The sequence below is a fragment of the Micromonospora sp. NPDC051296 genome (assembly GCF_040682255.1).
Lineage (GTDB): Bacteria > Actinomycetota > Actinomycetes > Mycobacteriales > Micromonosporaceae > Micromonospora > Micromonospora craterilacus.
Window position 1 is genome coordinate 1 of sequence record NZ_JBFBAO010000152.1, and the last position, 14,941, is coordinate 14,941.

Sequence of the window (14,941 nt, forward strand, 5' to 3'; positions counted from 1 at the left end):
AACTCAACAACCCCAACACCGACCCCCACATCATGACCCCGCCACCAGCCACACCGCAGGGCCGAACTCCCACACCCGAAAGGACCTTCGGCCCGGACGCCCCCCCGTGCCACGGCACGGCAGCCGGCTCCCGCCTGCTCAACCCTCCGCGTCGCCGGGGACCCTCAGCTCGTGAGCAGCCGGCGCAGACCGGTCAGCGTGGCCAGTAGCGGATCCGTGGGTACCGTCACGGACCGACGGGTCAGCGCGGCCAACCGGGCAGCGACACCCGGAGCCGCCGCGCCGCCGCCGGTGACGAGAAGTCGTCGTCGCCCTGTCCCGGCTCCGGGCACATCCATGCGGCGCACACACGCGGCGATCGCCGCGAGGTGGTCGACCGGGTTGCCTTCTCCCACGCGTTCGGCGGCGGCAACCGTGCGGTCGACGATGCGGACCACCTCCGTACGGCCGAACCCGATGTCCACGGCGATCACGTCCTCCGGCCCCGGATCCGGCCGGCAGGCCAACGCGGCGGCCAGCGGCTCTTCCACTGCGGTGACACGTCCGCCGACAGCCCGGCGGACCGCAGCGACCAGCATGTCCTTCTGCGGCAGCGTTGCGGTGGCCGGTACGCCGACGAGCACCGGCGCGGCGAGATCGTCCAGCTGCCCGACACCCGTCACCAGGGTGCGCACCAGGTGCATGCAGCCGAAGAAGTCGTGCACCAGACCATCGCGTACCGGCCAGAGCGGCGTCGCACCGCGGGTGACCGTCGCGTCGAGCGCGGCCCGGCCCACGACGTGTCGGCCGTCAGGACGCAGCACAATGGCAGCCGGTGCACTGATCACCGTCGCGGTAGCCGGCGTCCACAGCCGGACCGTCGAGGTGCCCACATCCAGGGCGAGGCACTGCCGCACACCTGTGCGGGCATACGCGCCGGCAACCAGCACGCTCACCACCTCCAGGCTGGCGTGAGGGCGACAGAATGCCGGCCCGGCAGCACGCCGCAGGCGGCGCAGATGGGCACGACCACACCGAGATTGACCACAGACGGCAGCATGGTGCTCCTGGACGAGGGCGGTATCAGTAGCAGCGCCGCGCAGCGGGCGGCTTCACCGGTCAGCGGCGGTGCTGGCATGGAACACAGGAGCGGGCCCAGGGCAGGATCTCCAGGCGGGCCATCGGGATCTCGCCACCGCAGCCCTCGCAGACGCCGTAGGTGCCCTCGGACATCCGCTGCAGCGCCTGCGCGGTGTCGGCGACGCCCTGCCGGGCGGCCTCGATCAGTTGGCGCAGGGTGTCCGGGTCGTGTCCGCCGTGGTCGCGTTGCCGGGAGTGCACCGTCAGCTCGGTGAGCTGGTCGGCGTGCTCCTGGAACTGGCGTTCCAGCAGCACCCGCAGGGTCTCCGTGCGGCCGTCCAGGGTGTGCGTCATCGTCGGCTCCTTTGCGGAAATAGGTCGGGTTCAGTTACCGGCGGGGTGCCGGCGCGCCGCTGTGGCGGCCAGGCTGGCACCGGTCAGCGCGGCGGTCCTCGGCGACGCGGCGCAGTGCACGGCGACGCCCAGGGCGGCGACCAGCCGGCTGGTCAGGTCCGGTCGGGTGGCGCCGTCGCCGACGACGACCACCCCACGGGCAAGGGCCGCGGTGGCCAGGGGCCGCACCGCCGGTTCCCGGCGCAGCTCGCGGACCAGCCGGGCGACGGTGTCGGCGAGCATCGGGGCGGTCACCGCGTCGTTCAGGTCGCGGGTGCCGACATCGGCGCGCCGGGCGGCGACCACCTGTCCGTTCTCCAGGACGGCCACCTCGCTGAGCTGTGCGCCGACGTCGGCGAGCAGGAGCGTGCCGGCGGCGGCCCCGGCACCGATGGCGCCCGCGCGGACGGTGTCGACGAACAACAGCCGGGACGGTGCGAGCACGGCGGTGAGCACGCGGCGCAGCACCTCCTGGTCGGCCCGGGGGGCGAGCACCGGACGGCAGGCCACCACCAGCGCCCCCACCGGCACCGGGGTGCGGTGGCCGCGCAGCAGCCTTCGCAACTCGGCGATGCAGGCGGGACCGTCGACGATCCGGCCCCGCCGCACCACCGGCCTTCGCAGCCCTTCGCCGAGCGGGACGCTCAGCACCCCGCCCGGCCCCAACCACATCCGCAGCTGCGCGCTGCCGAGGTCCACGGCGATCGGTTCGGAGTCGACGGTTATCGCCGGGCGGCGGGTGTGGGACCGGCCGGCGAGAACGCTGGTGCGCTCCGCGGGGTGGACGGGCATACCGACCTCTTTCACGTGGGATACGACGATCCCGCCGCCCTCCGGGCGGAACGGCGCGGGAGGTTGGCGGTGACGCCGATGGGACGGGGCTCGGGTGGACCGTCAGGTCGCGGCGCAGGGTGGCGTCAGGACCGGGCCGGGGGGTGCCGATGGTTCCCGCCGGCTGAGGGACGCCGGACCGGCGAGGCGGGGCGGCGTGGGCCACGACAGCGGCGGACAGTCGGCGGGCAGGGGTGGCGAAGCCACCGGCGTACGGGTCGTCATCACCGCCTCCTCGCTGCTCGGGTACGCGTCGGATCTCCAGCGTCGGCCGAAAACCAGGGACTGACATTGCGCGGCGTCGGCCAACAACGGCCCGCCTGATTGCCGGTCACCGGACAGCACGACCGCTCACGGTTCGACGCCCATGACCGTTCGTGATGGTCCGGTCGGCCTGGCGGCGAGGCGTCGGCCACCCGGCTCGCTCCCCCGGAACTGGCCGCCGGCGCAGCCTGGCCCGCTAGACGGGCGGGCCGGGCAGCGGCTGGCGCGGCCAGTCCAGCGCCCGCGCGCCGAGCACGGCGGCGTGCAGGGTGAACCGGTCGCGCGGGTCGGCAGGGTCGTAACCGCTCAAGGTCCGGATCCGGTCCAGCCGGTAGGTGACCGTCCGGACGGACACGTGCAGCCGGCGGGCCGCCTCGGTGGCGACCTCTCCGCACGCGAAGTACGCGTCCAGCGTGTCCAGCAGCGGCTCGGCTCCGCCACGGGCCCGGCCCAGTGGGATCAGCGCCGCCTGCACGAGGTCCACCATGGCCGGCTGATCCCGCAGCAGGACCCGGTAGATGAGCAGGTCGTGCGCATCGATGACGGCAGCGTCGGCGTGCAGCCGCCGCGCCATGGTCAGCGCCTCGCGGGCCTCCTCGTAGGAGCGGGCAATGCCGTACAGGCCGGGATGGGAGCGACCCACCGCCACCTGCCACGGCCGGCCCCGCGCCAGCCGGTCCAACTCGGCGTGCACCAGCCGGCCCAGATCCCCCACCGACGCGCCCTCGCCCGAGCCCCGCTCGGGCAACGTGTCCGCTGGAGCGATCACGACGAGCAGCCCCTCCTTCGTGGCCACCAGCACGTCGCGGTCACCCAACCGGTCGAAGATGACCCGCTCCAGAGCGCTGATCGCCGCGTCGGTGTCCGGCAGCCGCCGGCTCGGCGACGCGAGCACCACCTGATGCACCCGAGCCAGGTCCAGCCCGAACGGCTCGGCCCGCTCCACCAGGCCACCCAGGTCGGATTCACCCCGCAGCAGGTCGTCGACCAGTTCCCGACGCAGCGCCTCCTCCCGGCGGACCAGCTCCCGGCGGGCCACCGCGTACCCCTCGGCGAGCGTGGCCACGGCCGTGTCGACGACGTGCAGTACGGCATCCGCCGCCGCCCGTACCCGCTCGCTGTCGGTGGAGCGCACCAGATGGGGCAGCTGCTGCCAGAGCCGCCGGGCCGCGGACAGGTAGAGCCGCACCGCCCGCCCCGCGGACACGCCCTGCTCGGCGGCGCGTCGGCCCAGCACCCCCACCGCGTCGAGTTCTCCGCGGCGCGGCCGGCGACCGGTCACCGCCGCGTCGGTTAGCAGCCGCAGGTAGTCGCCGAGCAGTTCCACCGGCACCCCGCCGGCGTCGGCGCTGGCCGCGCGGGCGACCTCAGCCAGCCACGCGTCGTCGGGACTGGCTCCGGATGGGCCCGCTCGGCGGACGCTCCCGGCCATCGGTGGCACCTCCCGGTGGCGGGGCCGGCGCCAACCGCCGACCCGGTCCGGCCAGCGTATGGCGGCGGCCTACGGGCGTGGCCGGCCGGGAGTGCAGTTGTTACTCGTCCGCGTGACCGTCTACCCCCGGTCTCCCACCCGGGCGGCCGATCACCGCGATGCCGGCAGCTCCGCGACGAAACCGACGTAATCCCGACGGTTGAGGCAAACGCCGAGGTCGATCCGGATTTAGCGATCAATAAATATGGACAGCGATCCCTGTCGGTAGTCACGATCATCACATGACGTCCTCCCAGCCAACCGGCGCGGAACCCACGAGGTCCACCCGCCGTACCTTCCTGACCGCGTCCGCCGCCACCGCCGCCGCCGCGACCGTGGCCGTACCTCTGATTGGCGCTCCGGCCGCAGCGGCCCCCGGCGCGCACCGCATCGACGGGCCAGGCAAGCCGGCCAAGCCCCAGCATCCCGACAACGAGCTGAAGCGACTCCTCGCCGAGGTCGACAAGGCGCGCATCGAGGCGATTGTGCGGCGGCTGGCCGAGTTCGGGACCCGCCACACCCTGTCCAGCCAGACCGACCCGGAGCGTGGCATCGGCGCGGCCCGGGACTGGATCTACCAGGAAATGCTCGGCTACGCCGCCGCCTCCGGTGGTCGGATGACGGTCGAGCTCCAGTCCTACCTACAGGGACGGGCCTCCCGGATTCCGGTGCCGACCCAGATCACCAACGTGATCGCCACCCTGCACGGCGACACCGACCCGAACCGGGTGTATGTCATCACCGGGCACTACGACTCCCGGGCCAGCAACGTCGACGACGCCGTCAGCGACGCACCGGGTGCCGACGACGACGCCTCCGGCGTGGCGGTGATCATGGAACTTGCCCGGGTGCTGGCCACCCGGCCCACCAAGGCCACCATCATCTTCGCCGCGGTCGCCGGTGAGGAGCAGGGCCTCTACGGCTCGACCTACATGGCCAAGCAGCTCAAGGCCGCCGGGGTCGACGTCCAAGGCATGTTCAGTAACGACATCGTCGGAAGCAGCACCGCCGACGACGGCGCCCGCGACAACCGCACCGTACGGCTCTTCGCCGAGGGGGTGCCGACCTCCGAGACGCCGCAACAGGCGACCACCCGGCTGTCGACTGGCGGCGAGAACGACGGGGCGTCCCGCCAGCTCGCCCGCTTCGTCACCGATGTCAACGCCCACAGCGTCACCGGCATGCAGGTCCGCGTGATCTACCGGCGGGACCGCTACCTGCGCGGCAGCGACCACATCCCCTTCCTCCAGGAGGGCTGGCCGGCGGGCCGGTTCACCGAGCCGAACGAGGACTTCGCCCACCAGCACCAGAATGTCCGCGTCGTGGACGGCAAGCAGTACGGCGACCTACCCGAATTCTGCGACTTCGACTACATCACCCGCGTCGCCCGGGTCAACGGGGCGGCGATGTGGTCGCTGGCCCAGGCACCCGGCACCCCGAAGAACGCGACGATGGTCACCAGCGGGCTCACCAACGACACCACGTTGCGCTGGCAGCGGGGCACGGAGGAGGACCTGGCCGGCTACGAGGTGCTCTGGCGGGAGACAACCGAGCCGGACTGGACCCACGTCATCGAGGTGGGTGACGTCACCACCACGACCATCGACCTGTCCAAGGACAACGTCTTCTTCGGCGTACGCGCCGTCAACCGGGACGGATACCGCAGCCCGGTGGCGTTCCCCCGCTGACGACAGCCCGCCCGGTGATCCGAGCGCCGCGTCGGTGACAGCCTGGCGCGGTGGCGGGTGCAGCTTCTCGCACTCGCCACCGCGCCGAATCGTTCGCTATGTGCCCCACACCTCTCCTCGCCGTCCTCCAATATTCCGTGGAATAATGCATAAGTGATGGCGATGGGCTTACCAGGAGAGGGATGAGGGGTGTGAACGTGGTACCGGGAAACGTTGGGGGCGGGCGCGTGAGCCCCGGCGTCGGGACCACCCCGGCCGCGCTGGCGCGCCCAATCGTCTTGGGCCTGCGCCAGAACGCGGCGCAGTTCATCCTGCTGGTCGCGGTCAATGCGCTCGTCGGCGGGATGCTCGGGCAGGAGCGTACGGTCCTGCCGTTGCTGGCCACCCGGACGTTTCACCTCAGCGCGCACACCGCCGCACTGACCTACATCCTGGTGTTCGGCGTGGCCAAGGCCGCCACGAACTACTTCGCCGGCACCTGGTCGGACCGCTACGGTCGCAAACCGGTACTGGTCGCCGGTTGGCTGATCGCCGTCCCGGTGCCGCTGCTGCTCATCTGGGCACCAGGTTGGGGATGGATCGTCGCCGCCAACGTGCTGCTCGGCATCAGCCAGGGTTTGACCTGGTCCACCACGGTGATCATGAAGATCGACCTGGTCGGTCCGGCCCGGCGCGGGCTCGCGATGGGGCTCAACGAGGCCGCCGGCTACGGTGCGGTCGCCGCGACCGCGCTGACCACCGGGTACCTCGCCGAGCAGTACGGGCTGCGCCCAGCACCGTTCCTGCTCGGAGTCGCTTTTGCGGCGCTCGGGCTTGGCCTGTCGACGCTCGTGGTGCGGGAAACCCTCGGACACGCCCACCTCGAAGCCGCCAACCACGTCGCCCGTGCCGACGGCCGCCACGACCACCTGCATCACGAGCTGAGCAACCGACAAGTGTTCACCCAGAGCAGCTTCCGCGAGCCCGCCCTGTCGTCGGCGAGCCAGGCTGGGCTGGTCAACAACCTCAACGATGGCCTCGCGTGGGGGCTGTTCCCGGTGTTGTTCGCCGCCGCCGGGCTGTCGGTCGCACGCATCGGCGTTCTGGCGGCGCTCTACCCGGCTGTCTGGGGCATCGGGCAACTCTTCACCGGTGCGCTGTCAGACCGGTGGGGACGCAAGTGGTTCATCGCCGCCGGCATGTGGGTTCAGGCCCTGGGCCTGGCCCTGATCGCCCTCGCCGATGTCTTCGTCCTGTGGGCGGTCGCGGCGGTCCTGCTCGGCATGGGTACCGCGATGGTCTACCCGACGCTGCTCGCCTCCATCGGGGACGTCGCCCACCCGGCTTGGCGGGCACGCGCCGTCGGCGTCTACCGGCTATGGCGCGACGGTGGTTTCGCCGTCGGCGCCCTGTTCGCTGGCATCGTCGCCGACGCCTTCGGTGTGCGCGCCGCAGTCTGGACCGTCGCCGCCCTCACCGCAGTGTCGGGGCTGGTGGTCGCCGCCAGAATGTACGAGACCCATCAACGCCGGATTCCGGCACCGTCAGCGCCGCAGGGGGGCACCAATGGGTGACCGAACCGCCAAGGACGCCCTGTTCGCGGAGTTCGCCGCCGTCGGCAAAGCTCTCGGCAGCCCGAAGCGCCTGGAACTGCTCGATCTGCTCGCCCAAGGCCCGCGCAGCGTCGAAGACCTCGCCCGCGCCGCCGACCTGGGTTTGTCCACCTGCTCGGCACACCTGCAGCGACTACTCGCCGCCGGGCTTGTCGCCACCCGCCGCGACGGCACTCGCATCTGGTACTCCCTGGCCGGCGACGATGTCGTCGCACTATTCGCCAACCTGCGCAGCGTTGCCCAACAGCACCGCCCACACACGGAGCCCGCCCGCCGCGCCTACCTCGGCCCCGACGACACCGAGCAGATCGATCTCACCAGCCTGCTCCGTCGAGCCGAGGCCGGCGACGTCATCGTCCTCGACGTCCGACCCGGACCGGAATACGCCGCCGGACATCTACCTGGCGCGATTTCCATCCCTCTGGAGGAGCTTGAGGACAGGCTCGCCGAACTGCCCGAAGACCGAGAAGTCGTCGCCTACTGCCGCGGCGCCTACTGCGTCATGGCCCACGACGCCGTCCGGATACTCACCGCCCATGGCCGGCGGGCGCGACGCGTCACCGACGGCGTCCTGGAGTGGCGAGTGGCCGGCTTGCCGGCTTGGGCGGTCGCAGCCTGAACCGAGGTGCATGTGCAGGTCGCGGCGGAGTCAGTTGTCGCGAAACGGCACCCGTCAGCCATCCGTTGCCAGGACCATCGTGGTGAGGAGGTGAACGGCATGACGTACATGATTTCCATCCGACTGTCGGCGGAGTTCTCCCCGGCCGTCGAACGGGTCCGCGGCGCGCTCAAGCAGCAGGGGTTCGGCGTGCTGACCGAGATCGACATGCGGGCCACGCTGCGGGAGAAACTCGGCACGGAGCTTGAGGACTATGTGATCCTCGGTGCGTGCAACCCGCCGCTTGCGCAGCAGGCGCTCGAGGTCGACCGGGCCATCGGACTGCTACTGCCGTGCAATGTGGTGGTACGCACGGACGGGCCGGGCGCCGTGCTGGTGCAGGCTCTCGACCCGCAGGTGATGGTGCAGCTCACCGGGCAGGCGGAACTGCAACCGGTCGCGGACGAGGCGACACGGCGCCTGCGCGCTGCGCTGGATGGGCTGACTGACTGAACACGCCCGAGTCACCCCGGGTGTTACCCGCTTGAAGCGTCGGATCACTCGGTGGCTACGCGAGCGACAGGAACAACCGCTCCATCTGGTCGAGGTTGGCCTTCTGGTCCTCGCCGGGGGCGCCGCTGACGCACTGCTGCAGCCCGCTCGCGATGATCTTGAATCCAGCCCGGTCCAGAGCTCGCGACACCGCCGCGAGCTGGGTCACCACGTCGGCGCAGTCTCGACCGTCTTCGAGCATGCCGATGACGCCGCGGATCTGACCTTCGGCACGACGCAGCCTCTTGATCACGTCACCGACCGCGCTCTCGTCGACCTGCATCTCCAGCCCCCTTCATCGTTCAGGCCAACAGTACACCGGGGGGTATGCGCCCCCGGAGGCTCGGATTACTCGTCGGGGCGGTGTCCTACTCGTCGCCATCCGATATCAGCCGGCGGATCCCCGGCGGGCGGATCCCAGCGGGGTGCCGTCGCCGACCGCCATGTGGTACGGCGTATGAGGCGTCCACGTCGCGACGACGCTGAACCGGTCGCCACGCACGAGCGTCTCCCGCCACTCGACGGGGTCGCCGTGCACCCGGCCGATCCGCTCGATGGCCAACAGCGCCGCGCCACGCCCCAGGCCGAGGCGCCGGCGCTGAATCGTGGTGGGTGCGACAGCGTAGATGCGCTCCTGCCCCTCGGCGATACGGACGCCGCTGAACCTGGCAAGCTCGGCATAGACGCCCGTCTCTCGAAGGTCCGCCTCAAGCAGTGGTCGCGCAAGCGAGGCGAGCAGCCACGCGCGGTCCAGGGCGAGGGGCTGCTCGTCGGCATACCGCAGTCGCTCGAGGTACACGAACTCGGTGTCGACGTCTACGCCCAACCGGTCCGCAACCGTCGAGTCCCGGCACGATCGCCGGGCGATGACCTCGCTGCGCTGGCGCATACCACGTGCCTGGACCTCGGCGAACAGCGAGTACAACGCGCCGAGCGGCTGTTCGATCCGAGCGGCCCGCACGTCGGTGCGCCGCCCACGGCCGGAACTCAGGATCCCGGCCTGCCGCAGCCGGCGCAGCGCCTCGCGAACGGTCTGCCGGCTCACGTCGTACTCGTTCGCCAGTTGATGCTCTCCGGGGAACACCTCGCCGAACGCCCTCGCTTCCAAGCGCCGCACGAGGTCCTCGTACAGCTGCGCCCAGAGAGGAAGGGGGAGGTTGCGGTCGAGGGGCCGCGCCGACGTCTGCTCTGCCACGAAAGCCAGCCATCTCCCACGAGCTGTTGGGTTGACCGGACAAGCGTACCGACCTGTGGGCCATCGGGGACGGCCGGCATCGGGGTTTGCAGTTGTCCGGTCATTCGTACATACTCGAAACAGTTACCCCCGGGGGTATGGACCGGGGGTCTAGAGGAGGGGGCCGCACCGTGGATCTCGTGTCATTCCGAACACCGGGCCTGGGTGATCAGACGTACCTGCTGACGCACGAGGGGAAGGGCGTCCTGGTCGACCCGCAGCGAGACATCGACCGTTTCCTGCACGCCGCTGCCGAACGCGACGTCGATGTACGGTTTGTGCTGGAGACGCACCTGCACAACGACTACGTGTCCGGTGGTGAGCAGGCGGCGCTGCGTACCGGTGCCGAGCTGGTGCTGCCCGCTGCGGCGGCCGCCGCCTACCCGCACACACCGGCGTTCCACCTTGAGGACATCAAGGCCGAGGGCCTGACCATCCGGCCGATCCACACCCCGGGTCACACCCCCGAGCACACCAGCTACCTGGTGCTCATCGACGGGGAGCCGGTAGCCGTGTTCTCGGGCGGCAGCCTGCTGGTCGCCTCGGCCGGCCGGCCGGATCTGCTGGGCCCGGCCCGCGCCCGGACTCTCGCGAAGCTTCAGCACGGCTCGTTGCACCGTCTCGCCGGCCTGCCGCGCGATCTCGCCCTGCTGCCGACCCACGGTGAGGGCTCGTTCTGCACCGCCACCGGCGCCGGTCGCTACACCTCGACGATCGGCGAGGAAGTGGAGAGCAACCCGCTGCTGGCGGTCAGCGACGTGGAGCGGTTCGCCGATCAACTGCTCGCCGAGCCGATGCCGATCCCGGCGTTCTACCAGTACATGGGGCCGGCGAACACGCTGGGCGTTCCGCCGATGCCCGCAATGGCCGTGCCCGAGCTCGATCTGGCGGATCTGGCCGAGCAGCCGGAGGGTACGCAGGTACTCGACGTTCGCCCCCGCGCGAATCAGGCCGCCGGCTTCCTGCCGGGCTCGATCGGGATCGAGGTCGCCGACGACTTCGGCAGCTGGGCCGGATGGCTACTGCCCTACCAGGCGCCCATCGTGCTCGTGGCCGCGCCCGGCCAGGACATCACCGTGCCGCTCACCCAACTGGCGCAGATCGGCGTCGACAGCGTCCGCGGTGTACTGCGCGACCTGGGTGAGGCCGCGACCAGCCGGTTCGAACTGGCGGACGTGTCCGCGTTCGTGCGCCGACTCGCCGACCCTGCCGCCCAGGTGCTCGACGTGCGGATGCCAAGCGAACGCGCGACCGTGCGGCTGGACGGCGCGGTGGAACGTTTCCTGCCCGACCTGGTCAGCGACGGTGTGCCCGCCGAGATCGATCCCATGCGCCCGGTGCTGATCGCGTGCGGGAGCGGCCGACGCGCCGCCATCGCCGCCACGCTGCTGGCCCGCGAGGGCTACCAGCCGGTCGCGCTGACCGGCGCCGGCATCGCCGACGTGGTCGCCGCCCGTACCGCCTGACCTCCCGTTCTTTTGTCCCGGCGACCGGAACCGTTCCGCAGCCGGCCGCACTCATGAAATGGAGTTCCGCAATGAGCACGAACACGACCAGCATCGACGTACCCACCGCCCGAGCCATTCTGGCCAACAACCGCGACACGCTCATCGTCGATGTGCGCACGCCCGGCGAGTTCGAGACGGCCCACGTGCCCGGCTCGATCAACCTGCCGCTGGACCAGGTGGACTCGAACCTGGACCGGATCGTCCAGGACGCCGGGGGGCGCATCCTGCTGATGTGCCAGTCCGGCAACCGGGCCACCCAGGCCTGCACGAAGCTGGTTAAAGCCGGGCTGACCAGCACCACCGTCATCTCCGGCGGAATGAACGCCTGGATCACCGCGGGCGGTCCGGTCGAGCGCGGCCGTGACCGCTGGAGCCTGGAGCGGCAGGTTCGCCTGGTCGCCGGTTCCATCGTGCTGATCTCCGTCGTGGCCAGCATCTGGTGGCCGCCGGCGCGGTTCGTTGCCGGTTTCATCGGCGCCGGCCTGGTCTTCGCGGCACTCACCAACACCTGTGGCATGGGGATGATGCTGTCCAGGCTGCCCTACAACCGTGGGGCAGCCTGCGATGTCAGCGCCTCCCTCGCCCTGATGCGGAGGGAGCAGACGCGAGGATGAACGACACCTACATTCAGCAGGACCGCTCCGGGGTGGCCAGAGTGGTACCGCTGCTCGGTTGGCTGCGCCGCTACAACCGGGTCACCCTGCGCCACGACCTGATCGCCGGCCTGACCGTCGCGGTCATGCTGGTGCCGCAGAGCATGGCCTACGCCGCTCTGGCCGGCATGCCGCCGGTCACCGGCCTGTACGCCTCGATCGTGCCCCTGCTGGTCTACGCGCTGCTCGGCACCTCCGGATCTCTCGCCGTCGGGCCGGTGGCCATCACCGCGCTCATGACCAGCGCCGCGCTGGCACCCCTCGCCGACGGCGACCCGGCCCGCTACGCCGCGCTCGCCGGCCTGCTCGCCCTGCTCGTCGGGGTAATCCAGACGCTGATGGGCGTACTGCGCCTCGGCGTGCTCGTCAACTTCATGTCCCACTCGGTGCTGTCCGGGTTCACCTCGGCAGCGGCGATCGTCATCGCCGCCAGCCAGGTCAAGGACCTGATCGGACTGAAGGCCGGCCGGGCGGAGACGTTCCCGGAGGTCGTCGCATCGGTCTGGCACTCGGCGACCACCGCGCACGGCTTGACCATTGTGGTGTCGCTGGCAAGTGTCGCCGCTCTGGTGCTCCTCCGCCGGTACCTGCCGAAACTGCCCGGAGCGCTACTCGTCGTCGCCGGTGTGACGGCAGTCAGCGCCGCACTGTCCTTCGGTGACCGCGGGGTGAGGATCCTCACCGGCGTACCGGGAGGTATCCCCGCGCCCGCACTGCCGACCTTGTCCGGCCAGGACATCCAGGCACTGCTGCCGGCGGCTGTGGCCATCGCGTTGGTGGCCTACATGGAGGGAATCGCCGTGGCCAAGGCGCTTGCGGCGAAGTCTCGTCAGCACGTCAGCCCCAACCAGGAACTGGTGGCGGTCGGAGCGGCCAACGTCTCTGCCGGACTCTTCCAGGCGTTTCCGGTCGCGGGCGGCTTCTCCCGCAGCGCGGTCAACTTCTCCGCCGGGGCTCGCACTCCGATGGCCACCGTGCTGACCGCGGCGATGGTGGCAGTCACCGCGCTCGTGCTGACGCCGGCCTTCTACCACCTGCCCAAGGCCGTACTCGCCGCGATCGTCGTCGTCGCGGTTCTCGGCCTGGTCGACCGCAAGGGAGCGGTCACCGCGTGGCGGGTCCGCCGGTCCGACGGTCTGACACTGGCCCTGACGTTCCTGGTCACCCTGATGTTCGGGGTCGAGCCGGGCCTGGCCGCGGGCGTGGTGTTCAGCCTCGCGGTCTTCCTGTGGCGCTCGGCCCGGCCGCACACCGCGGAACTCGGTCGCGTCTCCGGAACCGACACGTACCGAAACGTGGACCGGTACCGCGGCCTGATCACCGACCCTCGGGTCGCGATCATCCGAGTGGACGGCCCGCTCTACTTCGCCAATGCCCAACTCCTCGAAGACCGGCTGCTCACCCTGTCCGAGCAGCGGGAGGGTCTGGCGGCCATCGTGCTCGACGCCAGCGCGATCAGCGACATCGACGCGGACGGCACCCACGCCCTGACGGAACTACGCGAACGCATCGCCGCACGCGGGATGGTGCTCCAGCTGGCAACCGTTCGAGGCCCAGTGCGCGACCTGCTCGACCGGGCCGGCGCGTGGCAGCCCCTCCGCGAGGCGGGTCACGTGCACCCCGACATCAGCGCCGCCCTCGCGGCGATCGGGAACCAGGAGCCCAGCCCGCCGCGTCCAGCGGCGTCCCGGCTCGACCCGCCGGCTTTCCAGGAGGTGTGGTGACCGTGCCTGACCGATTCGCCACGATGTTCACCTGCATCGACGGGCGCATCCAGCGGCCCCTGGACGAGTGGGTGCGAAAACACCTGGATGTCGAGTACCTCGACACGATCACGGAGCCCGGACCAGAGGCCGTGTTGGCTTCGACCGGCGAGCGGTGCCTGGAGGTTCTCCTGGAGAAGGTGCAGGTCTCCCAGCAGGCCCACGGAAGCACCACGCTGGTCATCGCCGGTCACGCCGACTGCGCCGGCAACCCCGTGTCCGCCGAAGAACACCGAACCCAGCTGCGTCAAAGCCTGGCCCGACTCGCCGGACGGCTACCGAACACCAGGATTCTCGCCGTCCACGCCGATCGCTGCGGCGAGCGGTGCTGGGACCCCGAAATCGTCGCCGAAGTGCCAGCGGCGGACAGCGGCATACGGCCGGCGACGTAGGGCCGGTGGTGACGCCGCAGCGGCGGCGCCCATCAGCGGCGAGGCCACGGTGCGCCCGCCTAGCCCAGGGCCTAACCGGGGAGGCGTTGGCCACGGTGGTCGGGTGGATACCCCCGGGGGTATAAATGAAGAGGCGGCTCCATTGGCCACCACATTCCGTAGAAGGAGTTGACGAATGCTGTTCACCCAGTACTACCTGGACTGCCTGTCCCAGGCGTCGTACCTCATCGCCGACGACGCCACCAAGCGCGCCGTACTGGTCGACCCGCGCCGGGACATCGACGAGTACCTCGCCGACGCCCAGGCCCACGGGCTGACCATCGAGGGCGTCATCAACACCCACTTCCACGCCGACTTCCTCGCCGGCCACCTTGAGGTCGCCGCGGCGACCGGCGCCTGGATCGGCTACGGGCACCGAGCCGAGACCGAGTACCCGAGCCGCAAGCTGCACGATGGTGAGCGGATCAGCCTCGGCGACGTGACCCTGGAAATCATGGAAACCCCGGGCCACACCCCCGAGTCCATCAGCATCCTCGTGTACTCGCAGGCCAACGACTCGGTCCCCTACGGGGTGATGACGGGCGACGCGCTGTTCATCGGCGACGTCGGCCGGCCCGACCTGCTCGCCTCGCTCGGGGTCACCGCCGATGAGCTGGGCCGCATGCTCTACGACAGCGTGCAGCGCAAGCTCATGGGTCTGCCCGACGAGGTCCGCGTCTTCCCCGCCCACGGCGCCGGCTCGGCCTGCGGCAAGAACCTCTCCACCGAACGGCAGTCCACCATCGGCGAACAGCGCCGCACCAACTACGCCTGCGCCCCGATGAGCCAGGAGCAGTTCCTCGCCCTGGTCACCGGCGGCCAGCCGGCCGCACCCGGCTACTTCGCCTTCGACGCCGTGCTCAACCGCAAGGCGCGCGAATTGTTCGACCACGCCAAGGCCCCC

16 protein-coding genes are annotated in these 14,941 nt (G+C 70.8%); 10 read left to right on the forward strand and 6 right to left on the reverse strand.

Annotated elements, in window-relative coordinates; translation table 11 throughout:
* Positions 1–164 precede the first annotated feature (164 nt).
* From AB0M52_RS17520 to AB0M52_RS17530, 3 genes are all read right to left on the reverse strand, one after another.
* Positions 165–935, reverse strand: a complete 771-nt coding sequence (locus AB0M52_RS17520) for a rod shape-determining protein (protein ID WP_363954402.1) — start codon at positions 933–935, stop codon at positions 165–167.
* Positions 936–1,098: 163 nt separating this feature from the next.
* Complete coding sequence (locus AB0M52_RS17525) at positions 1,099–1,413, reverse strand: TraR/DksA C4-type zinc finger protein (protein ID WP_363954404.1); 315 nt, start codon at positions 1,411–1,413, stop codon at positions 1,099–1,101.
* Between the two features lie 30 nt (positions 1,414–1,443).
* Complete coding sequence (locus AB0M52_RS17530; RefSeq protein WP_363954406.1) at positions 1,444–2,244, reverse strand: cell shape-determining protein MreB; 801 nt, start codon at positions 2,242–2,244, stop codon at positions 1,444–1,446.
* Positions 2,245–2,440: 196 nt separating this feature from the next.
* Between AB0M52_RS17530 and AB0M52_RS17535 the strand changes: the two genes are divergently transcribed.
* Positions 2,441–2,572: a hypothetical protein gene (locus tag AB0M52_RS17535; RefSeq protein ID WP_363954408.1), complete on the forward strand. Its 132-nt coding sequence runs from the start codon at positions 2,441–2,443 to the stop codon at positions 2,570–2,572.
* A gap of 171 nt (positions 2,573–2,743) precedes the next feature.
* Here the strand turns inward: AB0M52_RS17535 and AB0M52_RS17540 are convergent, their stop codons facing one another.
* Complete coding sequence (locus AB0M52_RS17540) at positions 2,744–3,979, reverse strand: helix-turn-helix domain-containing protein (protein WP_363954410.1); 1,236 nt, start codon at positions 3,977–3,979, stop codon at positions 2,744–2,746.
* A gap of 281 nt (positions 3,980–4,260) precedes the next feature.
* On the opposite strand from AB0M52_RS17540, the gene AB0M52_RS17545 reads away from it, so the two are divergent.
* From AB0M52_RS17545 to AB0M52_RS17560, 4 genes are all read left to right on the forward strand, one after another.
* On the forward strand, positions 4,261–5,706 hold the full coding sequence (locus AB0M52_RS17545; protein ID WP_363954412.1) for a M20/M25/M40 family metallo-hydrolase: 1,446 nt from the start codon (positions 4,261–4,263) through the stop codon (positions 5,704–5,706).
* Positions 5,707–5,933: 227 nt separating this feature from the next.
* Positions 5,934–7,259, forward strand: a complete 1,326-nt coding sequence (locus tag AB0M52_RS17550; protein WP_363954414.1) for an MFS transporter — start codon at positions 5,934–5,936, stop codon at positions 7,257–7,259.
* Positions 7,252–7,917, forward strand: coding sequence for a metalloregulator ArsR/SmtB family transcription factor (locus AB0M52_RS17555; protein WP_363954416.1), 666 nt, complete (start codon positions 7,252–7,254; stop codon positions 7,915–7,917). The genes AB0M52_RS17550 and AB0M52_RS17555 overlap by 8 nt, the downstream gene beginning before the upstream one ends.
* Positions 7,918–8,016: 99 nt before the next feature.
* Positions 8,017–8,409 (forward strand): DUF302 domain-containing protein, encoded by a 393-nt coding sequence (locus AB0M52_RS17560; protein ID WP_363954432.1) that lies wholly within the window; start codon positions 8,017–8,019, stop codon positions 8,407–8,409.
* A gap of 55 nt (positions 8,410–8,464) precedes the next feature.
* On the opposite strand, the gene AB0M52_RS17565 is transcribed toward AB0M52_RS17560, so the two are convergent.
* Positions 8,465–8,731: a metal-sensitive transcriptional regulator gene (locus tag AB0M52_RS17565; protein ID WP_363954418.1), complete on the reverse strand. Its 267-nt coding sequence runs from the start codon at positions 8,729–8,731 to the stop codon at positions 8,465–8,467.
* Between the two features lie 105 nt (positions 8,732–8,836).
* Positions 8,837–9,643, reverse strand: coding sequence for a GntR family transcriptional regulator (locus AB0M52_RS17570; RefSeq protein ID WP_363954420.1), 807 nt, complete (start codon positions 9,641–9,643; stop codon positions 8,837–8,839).
* A gap of 179 nt (positions 9,644–9,822) precedes the next feature.
* Here AB0M52_RS17570 and AB0M52_RS17575 point away from each other — a divergent pair, with 179 nt between their 5' ends.
* From AB0M52_RS17575 to AB0M52_RS17595, 5 genes are all read left to right on the forward strand, one after another.
* Positions 9,823–11,148, forward strand: coding sequence for an MBL fold metallo-hydrolase (locus tag AB0M52_RS17575; RefSeq protein ID WP_363954422.1), 1,326 nt, complete (start codon positions 9,823–9,825; stop codon positions 11,146–11,148).
* A gap of 71 nt (positions 11,149–11,219) precedes the next feature.
* Positions 11,220–11,804: a rhodanese-like domain-containing protein gene (locus AB0M52_RS17580; RefSeq protein WP_363954424.1), complete on the forward strand. Its 585-nt coding sequence runs from the start codon at positions 11,220–11,222 to the stop codon at positions 11,802–11,804.
* Positions 11,801–13,567 carry a sulfate permease gene (sulP, locus tag AB0M52_RS17585; RefSeq protein ID WP_363954426.1) on the forward strand — a complete coding sequence of 589 codons (1,767 nt, stop codon included), beginning with the start codon at positions 11,801–11,803 and terminating at the stop codon, positions 13,565–13,567. The genes AB0M52_RS17580 and sulP overlap by 4 nt, the downstream gene beginning before the upstream one ends.
* A gap of 2 nt (positions 13,568–13,569) precedes the next feature.
* A complete protein-coding gene (locus tag AB0M52_RS17590) occupies positions 13,570–13,998 on the forward strand; it encodes a carbonic anhydrase (protein WP_363954428.1) in 429 nt (142 codons plus the stop codon).
* A gap of 175 nt (positions 13,999–14,173) precedes the next feature.
* A partial coding sequence (locus AB0M52_RS17595; RefSeq protein ID WP_363954430.1) for an MBL fold metallo-hydrolase occupies positions 14,174–14,941 on the forward strand: 768 nt, incomplete at its 3' end.

What these genes read in the sequence shown, in the direction of transcription:
- AB0M52_RS17525 (WP_363954404.1), bottom strand. Translation starts at nt 1,413, where the DNA reads ATGACGCACACCCTGGACGGCCGCACGGAGACCCTGCGGGTGCTGCTG.
- AB0M52_RS17530 (WP_363954406.1), bottom strand. Translation starts at nt 2,244, where the DNA reads ATGCCCGTCCACCCCGCGGAGCGCACCAGCGTTCTCGCCGGCCGGTCC.
- AB0M52_RS17540 (WP_363954410.1), bottom strand. Translation starts at nt 3,979, where the DNA reads ATGGCCGGGAGCGTCCGCCGAGCGGGCCCATCCGGAGCCAGTCCCGAC.
- AB0M52_RS17545 (WP_363954412.1), top strand. Translation starts at nt 4,261, where the DNA reads ATGACGTCCTCCCAGCCAACCGGCGCGGAACCCACGAGGTCCACCCGC.
- AB0M52_RS17555 (WP_363954416.1), top strand. Translation starts at nt 7,252, where the DNA reads ATGGGTGACCGAACCGCCAAGGACGCCCTGTTCGCGGAGTTCGCCGCC.
- AB0M52_RS17560 (WP_363954432.1), top strand. Translation starts at nt 8,017, where the DNA reads ATGACGTACATGATTTCCATCCGACTGTCGGCGGAGTTCTCCCCGGCC.
- AB0M52_RS17565 (WP_363954418.1), bottom strand. Translation starts at nt 8,731, where the DNA reads ATGCAGGTCGACGAGAGCGCGGTCGGTGACGTGATCAAGAGGCTGCGT.
- AB0M52_RS17580 (WP_363954424.1), top strand. Translation starts at nt 11,220, where the DNA reads ATGAGCACGAACACGACCAGCATCGACGTACCCACCGCCCGAGCCATT.
- sulP (WP_363954426.1), top strand. Translation starts at nt 11,801, where the DNA reads ATGAACGACACCTACATTCAGCAGGACCGCTCCGGGGTGGCCAGAGTG.